At 71.8% G+C, this 16,482-nt stretch carries 14 protein-coding genes; 2 read left to right on the top strand and 12 right to left on the bottom strand.

Annotated features, from left to right (window positions below):
• Positions 1 to 67 precede the first annotated feature (67 nt).
• The 10 genes from pgi to uvrC all read right to left on the bottom strand — a co-directional run bounded on the left by pgi (position 68) and on the right by uvrC (position 10,988).
• A complete protein-coding gene (gene pgi / locus ACTWP5_RS31325; protein ID WP_443224570.1) occupies positions 68 to 1,720 on the bottom strand; it encodes a glucose-6-phosphate isomerase in 1,653 nt (550 codons plus the stop codon).
• A 74-nt stretch (positions 1,721 to 1,794) separates the two neighbouring features.
• Positions 1,795 to 2,130, bottom strand: a complete 336-nt coding sequence (locus ACTWP5_RS31330) for an RNA polymerase-binding protein RbpA (RefSeq protein WP_443224571.1) — start codon at positions 2,128 to 2,130, stop codon at positions 1,795 to 1,797.
• A 125-nt stretch (positions 2,131 to 2,255) separates the two neighbouring features.
• Positions 2,256 to 2,486: a preprotein translocase subunit SecG gene (secG, locus tag ACTWP5_RS31335; RefSeq protein WP_443224572.1), complete on the bottom strand. Its 231-nt coding sequence runs from the start codon at positions 2,484 to 2,486 to the stop codon at positions 2,256 to 2,258.
• Positions 2,487 to 2,593: 107 nt separating this feature from the next.
• A complete protein-coding gene (tpiA, locus tag ACTWP5_RS31340) occupies positions 2,594 to 3,379 on the bottom strand; it encodes a triose-phosphate isomerase (RefSeq protein WP_443224573.1) in 786 nt (261 codons plus the stop codon).
• Positions 3,380 to 3,382: 3 nt separating this feature from the next.
• On the bottom strand, positions 3,383 to 4,591 hold the full coding sequence (locus ACTWP5_RS31345; RefSeq protein ID WP_443224574.1) for a phosphoglycerate kinase: 1,209 nt from the start codon (positions 4,589 to 4,591) through the stop codon (positions 3,383 to 3,385).
• A 154-nt stretch (positions 4,592 to 4,745) separates the two neighbouring features.
• The gene (gene gap, locus ACTWP5_RS31350; RefSeq protein ID WP_443224575.1) at positions 4,746 to 5,750 is read right to left on the bottom strand and encodes a type I glyceraldehyde-3-phosphate dehydrogenase; all 1,005 of its coding nucleotides are present in this window, start codon (positions 5,748 to 5,750) and stop codon (positions 4,746 to 4,748) included.
• Between the two features lie 169 nt (positions 5,751 to 5,919).
• Complete coding sequence (whiA, locus tag ACTWP5_RS31355; protein ID WP_443224576.1) at positions 5,920 to 6,897, bottom strand: DNA-binding protein WhiA; 978 nt, start codon at positions 6,895 to 6,897, stop codon at positions 5,920 to 5,922.
• Positions 6,888 to 7,931 (bottom strand): gluconeogenesis factor YvcK family protein, encoded by a 1,044-nt coding sequence (locus ACTWP5_RS31360; RefSeq protein WP_443224577.1) that lies wholly within the window; start codon positions 7,929 to 7,931, stop codon positions 6,888 to 6,890. The genes whiA and ACTWP5_RS31360 overlap by 10 nt, the downstream gene beginning before the upstream one ends.
• Before the next feature lie 2 nt (positions 7,932 to 7,933).
• A complete protein-coding gene (gene rapZ / locus ACTWP5_RS31365) occupies positions 7,934 to 8,866 on the bottom strand; it encodes an RNase adapter RapZ (protein ID WP_443224578.1) in 933 nt (310 codons plus the stop codon).
• Positions 8,867 to 8,933: 67 nt separating this feature from the next.
• Complete coding sequence (gene uvrC / locus ACTWP5_RS31370) at positions 8,934 to 10,988, bottom strand: excinuclease ABC subunit UvrC (protein WP_443224579.1); 2,055 nt, start codon at positions 10,986 to 10,988, stop codon at positions 8,934 to 8,936.
• A 206-nt stretch (positions 10,989 to 11,194) separates the two neighbouring features.
• Between uvrC and ACTWP5_RS31375 the strand changes: the two genes are divergently transcribed.
• Positions 11,195 to 11,881: a hypothetical protein gene (locus tag ACTWP5_RS31375; RefSeq protein WP_443224580.1), complete on the top strand. Its 687-nt coding sequence runs from the start codon at positions 11,195 to 11,197 to the stop codon at positions 11,879 to 11,881.
• Between the two features lie 35 nt (positions 11,882 to 11,916).
• Here the strand turns inward: ACTWP5_RS31375 and ACTWP5_RS31380 are convergent, their stop codons facing one another.
• A complete protein-coding gene (locus ACTWP5_RS31380; RefSeq protein WP_443224581.1) occupies positions 11,917 to 12,567 on the bottom strand; it encodes an MBL fold metallo-hydrolase in 651 nt (216 codons plus the stop codon).
• A 71-nt stretch (positions 12,568 to 12,638) separates the two neighbouring features.
• The gene (locus ACTWP5_RS31385) at positions 12,639 to 13,358 is read right to left on the bottom strand and encodes a maleylpyruvate isomerase family mycothiol-dependent enzyme (RefSeq protein ID WP_443224582.1); all 720 of its coding nucleotides are present in this window, start codon (positions 13,356 to 13,358) and stop codon (positions 12,639 to 12,641) included.
• 211 nt (positions 13,359 to 13,569) lie between these two features.
• On the opposite strand from ACTWP5_RS31385, the gene uvrA reads away from it, so the two are divergent.
• The gene (gene uvrA / locus ACTWP5_RS31390) at positions 13,570 to 16,422 is read left to right on the top strand and encodes an excinuclease ABC subunit UvrA (protein ID WP_443224583.1); all 2,853 of its coding nucleotides are present in this window, start codon (positions 13,570 to 13,572) and stop codon (positions 16,420 to 16,422) included.
• Positions 16,423 to 16,482: the final 60 nt, after the last annotated feature.

Consider the following 16,482-nt stretch of genomic DNA (forward strand, 5'->3'; position numbering starts at 1 on the left):
GGGCCCCACCGTCCCCGCCCCGGCAAGGACGGCTGGCGCGGTCCCGGGACGGCCGTCCCCCCGCGCGTCAGCGGCCCCGCAGCTCGCGGTAGCGGCGGGCGAGGGTGGCGGTGGAGGCGTCCAGTCCGGGCACGTCGGCGTCCCGGGTGAGGGCGGGCTCGACGCGCTTGGCCAGCACCTTGCCGAGCTCGACGCCCCACTGGTCGAAGGAGTCGATGTCCCAGACCGCGCCCTGCACGAACACCTTGTGCTCGTAGAGCGCCACCAGCTGCCCCAGCACCGAGGGGGTCAGCTCGTCGGCCAGGATCGTGGTCGTGGGCCGGTTCCCGGGGAAGGTGCGGTGCGGCACCTGCTCCTCCGCGACGCCCTCGGCCCGTACCTCCTCGGCGTTCTTGCCGAAGGCGAGCGCCTGCCCCTGGGCGAGGAGGTTGGCCATCAGCAGGTCGTGCTGTCCCGGCACGGCCGCCTCCACCTCCGCGACCGGGCGCGCGAAGCCGACGAGGTCGGCGGGGACGAGCCGCGTGCCCTGGTGGAGCAGCTGGAAGTAGGCGTGCTGGCCGTTGGTGCCCGGGGTGCCCCACACCACGGGCCCGGTCTGCCACGCCACGGGGCGGCCCTGCCGGTCGGTGGACTTGCCGTTGGACTCCATGTCCAGCTGCTGGAGGTAGGCCGTGAAACGGCTCAGGTAGTGGCTGTAGGGCAGCACGGCGTGGGACTGGGCGTCGTGGAAGGCGCCGTACCAGACTCCGAGCAGGCCGAGGAGGACCGGCGCGTTGGCCGCCAGCGGCGCGGTGGCGAAGTGCTCGTCGACGAGGCGGAAGCCGTCGAGCATCTCCCGGAAGCGCTCGGGGCCGATCGCGACCACCAGGGACAGGCCGATCGCGGAGTCGTAGGAGTACCGGCCGCCCACCCAGTCCCAGAACGCGAACATGTTGGCGGTGTCGATGCCGAACTCGGCGACCTTCGCGGCGTTGGTCGAGACGGCCACGAAGTGCCGCGCCACGGCCGCCTCGTCGCCGCCGAGGCCGGCGAGCAGCCAGCGTCGCGCGGCGGTGGCGTTGGCGATCGTCTCCAGCGTGGTGAAGGTCTTGGAGGCGACGACGAAGAGCGTCTCCGCGGGGTCGAGGTCGCGCACCGCCTCGTGCAGGTCGGCGCCGTCCACGTTCGACACGAAACGGAACGTCAACTCCCGCGCCGTGTAGGGGCGCAGCGCCTCGTAGGCCATGGCGGGGCCGAGGTCGGAGCCGCCGATGCCGATGTTGACGACGGTCCTGATGCGCCGGCCGGTGTGGCCGGTCCACTCCCCCGACCGCACGCGCCGCGCGAAGGCGGAGACGGCGTCGAGGACCTCGTGGACCTCGGGCACGACGTTGACGCCGTCGACCTCGATGACCGCCTCACGGGGAGCGCGCAGCGCGGTGTGCAGCACGGCGCGCCCCTCGGTGACGTTGATCTTCTCGCCGCGGAGCATGGCGTCCCGCAGTTCGGTGACGCCCCGGGCGTCGGCCAGCTCCGTCAGCAGCCGCACGGTGTCGTCGGTCACCAGGTGCTTGGAGTAGTCGATGTACAGGTCACCGACGCGGAGGGTGTACCGGCTCGCCCGGTCCGGGTCCCGCTCGAAGAGCTCCCTCAGGTGGATCTCTCCGAGGTGGTCCCGGTGCTTGGCGAGCGCACCCCACTCAGCCGTCTGGTCAAGCCTGACCCGTGCGCCTGCGTTCATCTCGGTGTTCAGCCCATCTGTGTGATCTGCGGAGGATCTCGCAGCTCACCAGGCTAAACGGTGACGCGACGTGTTCAGATCTCGCCACGGAGCTTCGCCAGCGCCTCGGCGAGGATGGCCTCGCCGTCGGCGTCGCTGCGGCGCTCGCGGACATAGGCGAGATGCGTCTTGTACGGCTCGGTGCGGGGCGGGGCCGGCGGGTCGTCGCGGTCGGTGCCCGCCGGGAAGCCGCAGCGCGGACAGTCCCAGGTGTCGGGGATCTGTGCGTCGCTGGCGAAGCTGGGCCGCGTCTCGTGCCCGTTCGCGCACCAGAAGGAGACCCTCAGCCGCGGGGCGGACTCGCCGCGCTCCGCCTCACCCATGGGCCCCGCGCCGACCCGGCTGCCCCGGATCGCGTTGCCACCTGCCACGGTCGTAACTCCCTGCCTCACGTACTGTGTGCTGCGAAGTCGCCTCAGTCTATGCAAGGCTCAACGCACGTCCAGTGCTTCGAGTTACTGACTTACCGGCTTGTGGCCCGGCTGTCATCCCCGCGTCACGACTTCATCAGAAGCCCGAGGACGACGATGATCCCGATCCAGACCAGGGCGACGACAACGGTGATCCGGTCGAGGTTGCGCTCGGCGACCGAGGAACCACCGACGGACGACTGCATGCCGCCACCGAACATGTCGGACAGGCCGCCGCCCTTGCCCTTGTGCATGAGCACGAGCAGCGCCAGGAGGGCGCTGAAGACGACGAGGGCGATCTGGAACGCCGTTTCCACGACTTGACCAACTCTCTGTCACGTGACGATCTCGCGGATGGGGGCCGGACCAACGGGCGGCGTGTGGCCACCGTGGTTGGTCGCGGCCCCCAGGGTACCCCCGACGGTTACTGATCGCGGAACCGCACGATCCTCACGAACTCGTCGGCGTCGAGGGAGGCGCCGCCGACGAGGGCGCCGTCCACGTCGGGCTGGGCCATGATCGCGGCGACGTTGCCCGACTTGACCGAGCCGCCGTACTGGATGCGGACGCCGTCGGCCAGCCGTCCGTCGTAGAGCTCGCCGAGGCGGCCACGGATCGCCGCGCAGACCTCCTGCGCGTCCTCCGGAGTGGCGACCTCGCCGGTGCCGATCGCCCACACCGGCTCGTAGGCGATGACGATGCTGGCGGCCTGCTCGGCGGGGATGTCGGCGAGGCCGCCGTCGAGCTGGCGGAGGGTGTGGGCGACGTGCTCGCCGGCCTTGCGGACGGTGAGCGGCTCGCCGATGCACAGGATCGGTGTGAGGCCGTGCCGGTAGGCCGCCTTGACCTTGGCGTTGCAGACCTCGTCGGTCTCGCGGTGGTACTGGCGGCGCTCGGAGTGGCCCACCACCGCGTAGGTGCAGTTGAGCTTGGCCAGCATGAGGCCGGAGATCTCGCCGGTGTACGCCCCGGTGTCCTGGGCGGAGATGTCCTGGGCGCCGTAGCGGATCCTCAGCTTGTCGCCGTCGATGAGGGTCTGCACGGAGCGCAGGTCGGTGAAGGGCGGCAGCACGGCGACCTCGACGGCGTCGAGGTCCTTGTCGGAGAGGGCGAAGGCGAGCTTCTGGACGTGGGCGATGGCCTCCAGGTGGTTGAGGTTCATCTTCCAGTTGCCCGCCATCAGCGGCGTGCGGGCGGATGCGTCGGCCATGGGTCAGTCCTCCCGTCCCAGGGCCTCAAGGCCCGGGAGCGTCTTGCCTTCCAGGTACTCCAGGCTGGCGCCGCCGCCGGTCGAGATGTGGCCGAAGGCCGCCTCGTCGAAGCCGAGGGTGCGCACCGCGGCGGCCGAGTCGCCGCCGCCGACCACGGTGAAGGCGGGGCTGTCGGCGAGGGCCTGGGCGACGGCGCGGGTGCCCGCCGCGAAGTCGGGGTGTTCGAAGACGCCCATGGGGCCGTTCCAGAAGACGGTGGCGGCGTCGGCGAGCGCGGCGGCGTACCGCTCGCGGGTGGCCGGGCCGATGTCGAGGCCCTGGAGGCCGGCGGGGATGGCGTCGGCGGCGACGACCTCCGGGTGGGCCGGCGCCTTGGTCCTCAGGTCCGGGAAGTCCTTCGCGGCCACGACGTCCACGGGCAGGAGGAACTCCACGCCGCGGTCGGCGGCACGGCGGAGGTACTCCTGGACGGTCTCGACCTGGTCGGCCTGGAGGAGGGAGTCTCCGACCTCGTGGCCCTGGGCCTTGAGGAAGGTGTACGCCATGCCGCCACCGACGAGGATGCGGTCGGCCCGGTCCAGGAGGTGGTCGATGACGCCGAGCTTGTCGGAGACCTTGGCGCCGCCGAGCACGACCGCGTACGGGCGGGCCACGTCGGTGGTGAGGCGCTCGAGAACGCCGACCTCGGTGGCGATCAGGCCGCCGGCGGCGTGCGGGAGGCGGGCGGGGAGGTCGTAGACCGAGGCGTGGCGGCGGTGCACGGCGCCGAAGCCGTCGCCGACGTAGGCGTCGGCGAGTTCGGCCAGCTGGTCGGCGAAGGCGCCGCGTTCGGCGTCGTCCTTGCTGGTCTCGCCCGGGTTGAAGCGGAGGTTCTCCAGGACCACGACCTGGCCGTCGGCGAGGGCCTCGGCACGGGCGTGGGCGCCCTCGCCGACGGTGTCGCCGGCGAACGCCACGGGCTGCCCGAGCAGTTCGCCGAGGCGGCGGGCCACGGGGGCGAGGGAGAACGCGGGGTCGGGGGCGCCCTTGGGGCGGCCCAGGTGGGAGGCGACGATCACCCGCGCGCCGGCCTCGACGAGGCGGGTGATGGTCGGGACGGCGGCGCGGATGCGGCCGTCGTCGGTGATGGTCTCGCCCTCCAGCGGAACGTTCAGGTCGGCGCGGACGAAGACCCGCCGGCCGGCGACCTGGAGGTCGTCAATCGTCTTCATGCTTCTTCGGGCTCCTAGCGGCACGGCTCAGGAATGGTGCGCAGGGATGACAGGGGAACGGTCGAGCGCTGTCGCGCTGTACGGCGGAAGGGCCCGCAGCGCGCGACGGACGCGCCCTGCGAGCCCTGCGGTGTGTGCTCCCGCCGGACGCGGGTCAGAGCCGCTCGCCGACGTAGACCGTGAGGTCGACGAGGCGGTTGGAGTAGCCCCACTCGTTGTCGTACCAGCCGACGACCTTGACCTGGCTGCCCTGCGCCATCGTGAGGGCGGAGTCGAAGGTGCAGGAGGGCGGGGTGTTGACGATGTCGGAGGAGACGATCGCGTCCTCGGTGTACTCGAGGACACCCTTGAGCTGGGTCTCCGCGGCCTGCTGGAAGGCGGCGTTGACCTCCTCCTTGGTGACCTCGCGGCCGACCTCCACGACGAGGTCGGTGACGGAGCCGGTGGGCACCGGCACGCGCATGGCGATGCCGTCGAGCTTCCCCTTCAGCTGCGGCAGGACGAGGGCGGTGGCCCGGGCGGCGCCGGTGGTGGTGGGGATGATGTTGACCGCGGCGGCGCGGGCGCGGCGCAGGTCCTTGTGCGGGAAGTCGAGGATGCGCTGGTCGTTGGTGTACGCGTGGACCGTCGTCATCATGCCCTTGACGATGCCGAAGCTCTCGTCGAGGACCTTCGCCATCGGCGCCACGCAGTTGGTGGTGCAGGAGGCGTTGGAGACGACGTGGTGCTGGGCCGGGTCGTAGGCGTCCTGGTTCACGCCCATCACGAGGGTGATGTCCTCGTTCTTCGCGGGGGCGGAGATCAGAACCTTCTTGGCCCCGGCGGACAGGTGCTTGGCGGCGTCGTCACGCTTGGTGAAGATGCCGGTGGACTCGATGACGATGTCCGCGCCGAGCTCGCCCCAGGGCAGGGCGGCCGGGTCACGCTCGGCCATCGTCCTGAAGGTCTGGCCGCCCACCGTGATGGTGTCCTCGGTGTGGGTGACCTCCTGGCGGAGGCGGCCGAGGATGCTGTCGTACTTGAGCAGGTGGACCAGGGTCGCGTTGTCGGTCAGGTCGTTGACACCGACGATCTGGACATCCGCTCCCTGTTCAAGGAGGGCGCGGAAGTAGTTACGCCCGATACGGCCAAAGCCGTTGATTCCTACGCGGATCGTCACGAACCGATCTCCTCGTTGGTGTGCCGGTGGCGGACACCGGCAATGCTGTATGGGATGTCCCCGACCGCCTTCGACCCTACCGCGCCGATCGTGGGCCTGTGACACCGGCCACGCGGGTACCCCGGTGCCGGACGGCCAGTCCCCGGCACCGGCGGACACCGGACGGGGTCTAGCCGACCATCTCCTCGGTGAGGCTGGCCTCGGTGCCGGGGATGCCCAGGTCCTGGGCCCGCTTGTCGGCCATGGCCAGCAGTCGGCGGATGCGGCCGGCGACCGCGTCCTTGGTCAGCGGCGGGTCGGCGAGCGCCCCGAGCTCCTCCAGGGACGCCTGCTTGTGCACGATGCGCAGCCGGCCGGCCGCCGCGAGGTGGTCGGGGACCTCCTCGCCGAGGATCTCCAGGGCCCGCTGCACCCGGACCCCGGCCGCGACCGCGGCGCGCGCGGAGCGGCGGAGGTTCGCGTCGTCGAAGTTGGCCAGGCGGTTGGCCGTGGCCTTGACCTCCCGCCGCATCCGGCGCTCCTCCCAGGCCAGCACCGACTCGTGGGCGCCGAGCCGGGTGAGGAGGGCGCCGATGGCGTCGCCGTCACGGACGACGACGCGGTCCACGCTGCGGACCTCCCTCGCCTTGGCGGCGATCTGCAGCCGCCGGGCGGCGCCGACGAGGGCGAGCGCCGCCTCGGGACCCGGGCAGGTGACCTCCAGCGAGGAGGAACGCCCCGGCTCGGTCAGCGAGCCGTGGGCCAGGAAGGCACCCCGCCAGGCCGCCTCGGCGTCACAGGTGGCGCCGGAGACCACCTGCGGCGGCAGGCCCCTGATCGGCCGGCCCCGGCCGTCCACCAGGCCCGTCTGCCGGGCGAGCTGGTCGCCGCCGGCGACCACGCGCACCACGAAGCGACTGCCGCGGCGCAGCCCGCCGGGGGCCATCACCACCAGGTCCGAGCCGTGTCCGAAGATCTCCAGGATGTCCCGGCGGAGCCGCCGGGCGGCGATCCCGGTGTCGAGCTCGGCCTCGATCACGATGCGCCCACTCACCAGGTGCAGGCCGCCCGCGAAGCGCAGGATCGACGACACCTCCGACTTGCGGCAGCAGGTGCGGGTGACGGGAAGCCGGGAGATCTCGTCCTTCACCGCAGCCGTCATCGCCATGGGCCGATCCTTCCATGCATCCGAAAAATACGGTCGTACGCGGCGGCCAGCAGCTCCGGGTCGTGGCGGGGTGCGCCCCCGGCCGCGGCCACCGGCGCCAGATGAACTGTCGCCCCCAGTCGCTCGGCGGCCCGGCTCAGGCTGTCCTTCTCCTGCTCCGGCACGGCGGCCTGGTCGGCCAGCACCACGTCGAATGCGAGTTTAGGGGCGTGTTGCACCAAAACCTCCACATGACGCTGCGGGGAGAAGCCATCAGTTTCGCCGGGCTGGGGGGCGAGGTTGAGCGAGAGGACCCGTCGGGCGCGGGTCTCCACGAGGGCGTCCAGCAGGCGGGGCACCAGGAGATGGGGGATCACGGAGGAGAACCACGAGCCCGGGCCGAGGATCACCCAGTCGGCGTCGAGCACGGCCTCGACGGCCTCGGGAACGGCGGGAGGGCCGTGCGGCACGAGCATCACCCGCCGCACCTCCCCCGGCGTGAGGGCGACGGTGACCTGGCCGCGCACCCTGCTCAGCTGCTGCGGCGCGCCGGGGTCATGACCGCGCACGACGGCCTCCAGCTCCAACGGCACCGCCGACATCGGCAGCACCCTGCCCTGGGCGCCCAGCAGCTTCCCGACCAGGTCCAGCGCCTGCACGTGGTCGCCCAGCTGCTCCCAGAGGGCGACGATCAGCAGGTTCCCCACGGCGTGGTCGTGGAGCGCCCCGCCGCTCTTGAAGCGGTGCTGGACCACCTCCGACCAGGTGCGGCCCCACTCGTCGTCGCCGCAGAGCGCGGCCAGCGCCTTGCGCAGGTCGCCCGGGGGGAGCACACCCAGCTCGTCGCGGAGCCGTCCGCTGGACCCGCCGTCGTCGGCGACGGTGACGACCGCGGTGAGGTCACCGGTGATCCGCCGCAGCGCGGTGAGGGAGGCGGACAGGCCCATGCCGCCCCCGAGGGCGACGACCTTCGGCTGGGCGCCCCTGCGGTGGCCGCGCAGTGGGCGGATCGCGCGCCAACTGCGGGCCTGCCGGGCGGCCTTGCGGGTTGTCATGCCTATTCGCGCCCCATGTCCCGGTGGACGACAACGGTCTCCACGCCCTCGGCGGCCAGGCGTCGCGCGAGCCGCTCGGACATGGCCACGCTGCGGTGCTTCCCGCCGGTGCAGCCCACGGCGATCGTGACGTACCGCTTGCCCTCGCGGCGGTACCCGTCGGCGACCAGCCGCAGCAGCTCCGCGTACCCGTCGAGGAACTCCTTGGCGCCCGGCTGGTTGAAGACGTAGTTGGAGACCTCCTCGCTGGTGCCGGTGAAGGGGCGCAGCTCCGGCACCCAGTGCGGGTTGGGAAGGAAGCGGCAGTCGACGACGTGGTCGGCGTCCACGGGCAGGCCGTACTTGTACCCGAAGGACATGACCGTGGCCCGCAGCTCGGGCTGGTCCCCGCCGGTGAACTGCGCGTGCATCTTGGCGCGCAGCTCGTGCACGTTGAGGTTGGAGGTGTCGATCACGAGGTCGGCGTCGCCGCGCAGCTCGCGCAGCAGGTCGCGCTCGGCGGCGATGCCGTCCACGATGCGTCCCTCGCCCTGGAGGGGGTGGGGGCGACGCACCGACTCGAAGCGCTGGACCAGCGCGTTGTCCGAGGCTTCGAGGAAGACCACGCGGCGGGTGACGCCCTTGGTGTCGAGGTCGGTCAGGGACTCGCGCAGGCTGTCGAAGAAGCTCCTGCCGCGCACGTCCACGACGACGGCGATGCGGGCGACGTTCCCCTGGGAGCGGGCGCCGAGGTCCACCATGGTGGGGATCAGGGCGGGCGGCAGGTTGTCCACGACGAACCAGCCGAGGTCCTCCAGACACTTGGCGGCGGTGGAGCGGCCTGCTCCGGACATGCCCGAGATGATCACCAGCTCGGGCATCTCCGGCTGGGCCTCCGGCTGCTCCGGGACCTCCGGCGTCTGCGGGGTGTCCGGTTCTGGTGTCTGCTCACTCATGGTGTCGTCCCCCGTCTGTCTCGTGGTTGCTCAGCTTCGTGTGGTGGCGGCTGAGCGGTGGGGCCGCTCAGTCCTCGATGATCTCGCCGGTGGCCGTGTTGACCGCCGGGGTGGCCGGCGCCCCCTCGGCGAGGCTGGCCACCACGGTCTCCGCCGTCCTGCGGCCGATGCCCGGGACCTCGGTGATCTCCTCGACCGTGGCGGCACGGAGCCGCTTGACCGAGCCGAAGTGCTTCAGCAGGGCCTTCCTGCGGGTCTCCCCGAGGCCGGGGACGGCATCGAGCGGACCCGTCCGTATCGATTGTGACCGCTTGCCCCGCTGATACCGAATCGCGAAGCGGTGCGCCTCGTCCCGCACCCGCTGGAGCAGGTACAGGCCCTCGCTGGTGCGGGGCAGGATCACCGGGTCGTCCTCGTCGGGCAGCCAGACCTCCTCCAGGCGCTTGGCCAGTCCGCAGACGGCGACGTCGTCGACGCCCAACTCGTCCATGGCCCGGCGCGCGGCCGTGACCTGCGGCTTTCCGCCGTCCACCACGACCAGCTGGGGTGGGTAGGCGAAACGCCTGGGACGGCCGTCGTCCTCCCGCAACGACGCGCCGGCGCCGGCACCCGGTTCCGTGTCCGGGGCGCGGCCGCCGGACTCCGCGGTCCCCGTGGGCCGCCCTGCCCCCTCGGCTCCCTCGGTGCCCTCCTCGCCGTCCCCGGTCCACTCGCCGGTGCGCACCTTCTCCCGCAGGTACCGGCGGAAGCGCCGGGTGACCACCTCGTGCATGGCGCGGACGTCGTCCTGACCGGCGAAGCTCTTCACCTGGAACCGGCGGTACTCGCTCTTCCGGGCGAGGCCGTCCTCGAAGACGACCATCGAGGCGACCACGTCGTCCCCCTGGAAGTGCGAGACGTCGAAGCACTCGATGCGCAGCGGGGCCGAGTCCAGGCCCAGGGCGTCCGCTATCTCCTCCAGGGCGCGCGAGCGGGTGGTCAGGTCCGAGGCCCGCTTCGTCTTGTGCAGCGCGAGGGCCTGCTGGGCGTTGCGCTGGACCGTGGTCATCAGGTCCTTCTTGTCCCCGCGGCGCGGCACGCGCAGGCTGACGCGGGATCCGCGCCGCTCGGAGAGCCACTCGGCCACCGGCTCGGCAGGCTCGGGGAGGGCCGGCACCAGGACCTCCCGCGGCACCCCCTCGCCGCGCTCCTCGCCGTAGAGCTGCTGGAGGGCGTGCTCGACGAGCTCGGAGCTGGTCAGCTGCTCCACCCGGTCGGTGACCCAGCCGCGCTGTCCGCGCACCCGGCCGCCGCGGACGTGGAAGATCTGCACGGCCGCCTCGAGCTCGTCCTCGGCCAGGGCGATGAGGTCGGCGTCGGTGGCGTCGGCGAGGACCACGGCGTTCTTCTCCATGGCGCGCCGCAGCGCCTCGATGTCGTCGCGCAACCGGGCGGCCCGCTCGAACTCCAGGTCCTCCGAGGCCTGGAGCATCCGCTCCTCCAGACGACGCAGGTACGTGCCGGTGCGGCCGGCCATGAAGTCGCAGAACTCCTCGGCCAGGGCGCGGTGCTCCTCGGGGGTGACGCGGCCGGTGCACGGCGCGGAGCACTTCTCGATGTACCCCAGGAGGCAGGGGCGCCCGATGGCGTGGGCCCGCTTGAAGACACCGGCGCTACAGGTGCGCACGGGGAAGACCCGCAGCAGCAGGTCGACCGTCTCGCGGATGGCCCAGGCGTGGGCGTAGGGCCCGAAGTACCGCACGCCCTTCCGCTTCGGGCCGCGCATGACCTGCACGCGGGGGAACTCCTCGCCGAGGGTCACGGCGAGTGAGGGGTAGCTCTTGTCGTCGCGGTACTTGACGTTGAACCGGGGGTCGTACTCCTTGATCCAGGAGTACTCCAGCTGGAGCGCCTCGACCTCGGTGGCGACCACGGTCCACTCCACGGACGCCGCGGTGGTGACCATGGTGGCGGTGCGGGGGTGGAGCCCGGAGACGTCCTGGAAGTACGACGACAGGCGCTGCCGCAGGCTCTTGGCCTTCCCGACGTAGATCACCCGGCGGTGTTCGTCACGGAAGCGGTAGACGCCCGGCGAGTCGGGGATCTCGCCCGGCCTGGGGCGGTAGCTGGAGGGGTCGGCCATGTCGCAACCCTACTGCGGGGGGCTGACACTCAGTAACACACACGGAGCCCCCGCCACCGCGGGCCACCGCCCGATGACGGGTGTCCCCGTTCGGCACGAAACGGTGCACAGACGCGTAACACCGCTGTCCCACCCCCACCCCCGGGCCGCCGCGGGCCGTTAGTCTCCAGCGATCCGAAGGGGATTGCTGACCAGGAGGGGACCTCATGCGGAAGCGGACGATACGGGCGGCTCTGCCGGCCGCTGCGGTGGCGATGGCGGCGGCTCTGGCACTCACGGGCTGTGGTGGGAGCGAGGACGACGCGTCGGGCACGGCGGGCGGAGGCGGCGAGCAGGAGAGCACCCAGGGGGGTGACGCCGGCGCCGGGGGCGAGGGCGACGGCGGGAGTGAGGACGACGGTGAGGCGAGCGGCGCGTCGCTGGGCCCGAAGCCCCGGAACCTCTCGGAGATCGATCCGGCGAGCCTCCCGGAGGGCGTGAACCTCGACGACCTGCTGGACCTCGTCCCCGAGAACCTGGAGGACCTGATCCCCTGGGAGGAGCTGGAGGACCTCGACCTGCCGGGCGGCGAGGACGACAGGACCCCGGCCACCGTCGAGGAGCTGCAGGGCTACTGGTACACCGGCCCGAGCGACGCGGACGCCATCCTGGACTTCTACGACCGCGACGTCACCTTCATCGAGGACATGCTCGCGGAGGGCGACATCTGCTACGGCAGCGTGACCGACGGGTCCCTGACGCTGGAGGAGTGCAGCCTCTACGGCGACGTGGAGTGGACCGCGATGACGGCGACGCTGGAGTTCGAGGGCGACACGCTGGTGGTGACCTGGGACGACGGCACCGTTCACGAGTACTACAACGAGGTGCGCTACGACGGCGCGCCGTCCATGTGACGGCCCGGCCGGCAGGCGGCCCCCGCGCCCGCCGGCTACCAGCCCCGGTCCCACCACTCCGCGAGGTGGGGCCGCTCGGCGCCGAGGGTGGTGTCGTCGCCGTGCCCGGGGTAGACCCACGCCTCGTCCGGGAGGGTGAAGATCCGCTCCTCCAGTCCCCCCATCAGGGAACGGAAATCCTCCGGGGTGACGGTGCGCCCCGGGCCGCCGGGGAAGAGGCAGTCGCCGGTGAAGACGTGGGGGTGGCCGTCGGGGTCGTCGTAGACCAGCACGACGGAGCCGGGGGTGTGGCCGACCAGGTGCCGGACGGTGAGCCGACAGGCACCCACGGGGACGACGTCGCCGTCCCGGAGGGGCACGTCGGTCGGCACGGGGATGGCCTCGGCGTCGTACCGCCCGGCGTAGGTGCGCGCGCCGGTGGCGCGCACCACGGCGTCGAGCGCCTGCCAGTGGTCGCCGTGGCGGTGAGTGGTCAGGACGGCGGTGAGGCCGTCGTCGCCGACGAGGCGGAGCAGGCTGTCCGGCTCGGCCGCGGCGTCGACGAGCAGCTGCTCCCCGGTGTCGCGGCAGCGCAGCAGGTAGGCGTTGTTCTCCATGGGGCCGACGGCGATCTTGGAGACGATCAGCTTCGCCAGCTCGTGGACCTCGGGGGGCCCGCCCACCTCGACCCTTCCGGTGTACGCCACGACGGCCTCACTCCTTCACGGGTGGTCTGTCGGGGTCGGTCGGGATCCGTCGGCGACGGTCCCGAGAGCGGTCACAGGGGCGGCAGGGTCGGGAGGGGCTCGCCGCCGGTGGTGGTCAGGCCGCTGCCGGTGGTGCGGCCGGTGAGCCAGCCGACGAGGGCGGCGGGGGTGCCGACGGCCACGGTCGTGGTGCGGCCCTGACCGGGCTCGGCCCCGGTGCGCCAGCTGCGGCCGTCCTCGGCCCGCAGCTCGATCGGCGGGACGTCGAGTGCGGGGTTGGCGAAGCGCGCGGCGAGGTAGTCGAGGACGCGGTCGAGGAAGACGCCCGGCAGCGAGGCCACGGTGCCGCCGACCCCCAGGTCGAGGTGGTGCAGCTCGACCTCGACCCAGCGGCGGAAGGGTACGGTGGCGGCACGGTCGGTGACGCCGCCGCGGAACGTGACGGTGGCCCGCCACTGCTCGTCGGTGAGGGATTCCGCCGCCTCGGCCAGGCGGGCGGCGCTCTCGCGCAGGTCGGCACGGTGCTCGGCGAGCGGACGGTCGGCGTCGCGCGCGATCTCGGCGTCGCGGGCCTCCTCGCTGGGGTACATGGGACGGCCGGTCAGGACGTTCACCAGGGCGTCGGCGTTGCGGGCGAGGTGGGCCAGGAGGTGGCCCCTGCTCCAGCCGGGCAGCAGGGAGGGCTCGCCGACGGCGGCCTCGTCGAGGGTGTCGACGGTGGCCAGGAGTCGGTCGGTGGCCTCCCGGAGGGCGGCGAGGTCGGCGGTGGGGCTGGCTGTGGATACCGTCACGTTCTCACGCTATCTCCGCCACTCCTTCGAGTGAAACCGTGGGAGCTCCGCCGAGAATCGAACGCCCGTGCTATAGGCTGCGATGGCGGCCCCTGAGCGGCTCCCGGCGGATGAACGGCGGACGGGTGTCAGTGACCGCGCCTAGTCTTGGTCGGGGGGCGCGCCCACGGGCCGAGCCCTCCAAGGAACCACACGAAAGGTGTCATCCGGCGTGGCCGACCGACTCATCGTTCGTGGCGCTCGCGAGCACAACCTGAAGAACGTCTCGCTCGACCTGCCCCGCGACTCCCTCATCGTCTTCACCGGACTGTCGGGGTCGGGCAAGTCCTCGCTCGCCTTCGACACGATCTTCGCCGAGGGCCAGCGCCGCTACGTGGAGTCGCTGTCGTCGTACGCGCGGCAGTTCCTGGGGCAGATGGACAAGCCCGACGTGGACTTCATCGAGGGACTGTCGCCCGCGGTCTCCATCGACCAGAAGTCGACGTCGCGCAACCCGCGCTCCACCGTCGGCACCATCACCGAGGTCTACGACTACCTCCGGCTGCTCTTCGCCCGCATCGGCAAGCCGCACTGCCCCCAGTGCCGCCGGCCCATCGCGCGGCAGTCGCCCCAGGCGATCGTGGACCGCGTGCTCGGGCTGGAGGAGGGCAGCAGGTTCCAGGTGCTCTCCCCGCTGGTGAGGCAGCGCAAGGGCGAGTTCGCCGACCTCTTCGCCGACCTCCAGACCAAGGGGTACAGCAGGGCCCGGGTCGACGGCACGACGGTGCAGCTCACGGACCCGCCGAAGCTGAAGAAGCAGGAGAAGCACACCATCGAGGTGGTGGTGGACCGGCTGACGGTCAAGGAGAGCGCCAAGCGCCGGCTGACGGACTCCGTGGAGACGGCGCTCGGCCTCTCGGGCGGCATGGTGATCCTGGACTTCGTGGACCTCCCGGAGGACGACCCGCAGCGCGAGCGGATGTTCTCCGAGCACCTGTACTGCCCGTACGACGACCTGTCCTTCGAGGAGCTGGAGCCGCGCTCCTTCTCGTTCAACTCCCCCTTCGGCGCCTGCCCGGAGTGCACGGGCATCGGAAGCCGGATGGAGGTGGACCCCGAGCTGATCATCCCGGACCCGGAGCGCTCGCTGGAGGACGGCGCCATCCACCCCTGGGCCAGCGGTCAGACCCGCGGGTACTTCAACCTGCTGATCGAGAGCCTCGCCGGCGCGCTGAACTTCCGCACCGACGTGCCCTGGCAGGGCCTGCCGCAGCGAGCCCGCAAGGCGCTGCTCCACGGGCACAGGACCCGCCTGGAGGTCCGGTACGAGAACCGCCACGGGCAGGAGCGGTCGTTCACCACCTCCTCCTTCGAGGGGGTGATCCCCTTCATCCGGCGGCGGCACGCCGAGGCCGAGTCGGACGCGAGCCGCGAGCGGTTCGAGGGGTACATGCGCGAGGCGCCGTGCCCGGCCTGTGAGGGCAGCCGGCTGAAGCCGTTGATCCTCGCGGTGACCGTGCAGGGCCGGTCCATCGCCGAGATCGCCGCCATGTCGATCAGCGAGTGCGCGGAGTTCCTGCGGGAGATGACGCTCACCGACCGGGAGAAGACGATCGCCGAGCGTGTCCTGAAGGAGGTCAACGAGCGGCTGCGCTTCCTGGTCGACGTGGGCCTCGACTACCTCTCGCTGGACCGGGCGGCCGCCACGCTCTCCGGTGGCGAGGCACAGCGGATCCGGCTGGCCACCCAGATCGGCTCCGGCCTGGTCGGCGTGCTGTACGTGCTGGACGAGCCCTCGATCGGGCTGCACCAGCGGGACAACCACCGGCTGATCGAGACCCTCGTCCGCCTGCGCGACCTGGGGAACACGCTGATCGTCGTGGAGCACGACGAGGACACGATCAGGACCTCGGACTGGGTGGTGGACATCGGCCCCGGCGCCGGGGAGCACGGCGGCGAGGTGGTGCACAGCGGTCCCCTGGAGAAGCTGCTGGCGAACGAGTCCTCGGTCACCGGGCAGTACCTGGCGGGGGCCCGGTCGATCCCGCTGCCCGCGACCCGGCGGCCGGTGGACCCGAAGCGGGGCCTGACCGTGCACGGCGCGCGGGCGAACAACCTCCGCGACATCGACGTCCGCTTCCCCCTCGGGGTGCTGACGGCCGTGACGGGCGTCTCGGGATCGGGCAAGTCCACCCTGGTCAACGACATCCTCTACACCCACCTCGCGCGCGAGCTGAACGGTGCGCGCGCCGTGCCCGGCCGCCACACCCGCGTCTCCGGCGACGACCAGGTGGACAAGGTCGTGCACGTCGACCAGTCCCCCATCGGGCGCACCCCCCGGTCCAACCCCGCGACGTACACCGGCGTCTTCGACCACGTCCGCCGGCTCTTCGCCGAGACGATGGAGGCCAAGGTCCGCGGGTACCTGCCGGGTCGTTTCTCGTTCAACGTCAAGGGCGGGCGCTGCGACAACTGCTCCGGCGACGGCACCATCAAGATCGAGATGAACTTCCTGCCCGACGTGTACGTGCCGTGCGAGGTCTGCCACGGCGCCCGGTACAACCGCGAGACCCTCGAGGTGCACTACAAGGGCAAGTCGATCGCCGAGGTGCTCGACATGCCGATCGAGGAGGCGCTGGAGTTCTTCGAGGCGGTGCCGGCGATCGCCCGTCACCTGCGCACGCTCAACGACGTGGGCCTCGGGTACGTGAGGCTCGGTCAGCCCGCGCCGACGCTCTCCGGCGGTGAGGCGCAGCGGGTCAAGCTCGCCTCGGAGCTCCAGCGGCGTTCCACCGGCCGCACGGTCTACGTGCTGGACGAGCCCACCACCGGCCTGCACTTCGAGGACATCCGCAAGCTGATCTCGGTGCTCTCCGGCCTGGTGGAGAAGGGGAACACCGTGATCGTCATCGAGCACAACCTCGACGTCATCAAGACGGCCGACTGGGTCGTGGACATGGGCCCCGAGGGTGGCTCGGGCGGCGGCCTGGTGGTGGCGGAGGGCACGCCGGAGCAGGTGGCGTCGGAGACAGCCAGCCACACGGGGAAATTCCTGCGCGACATACTCGGCGAGCGGCTCAGCTAGCCGGCCGCCCGTCGCCGTCCTCCCGCCCTGGGGGGTGCGGCCGTTCGGACGCCGAACGGC

This window comes from Streptomyces sp. 4N509B (genome assembly GCF_052245655.1).
Lineage (GTDB): Bacteria > Actinomycetota > Actinomycetes > Streptomycetales > Streptomycetaceae > Streptomyces.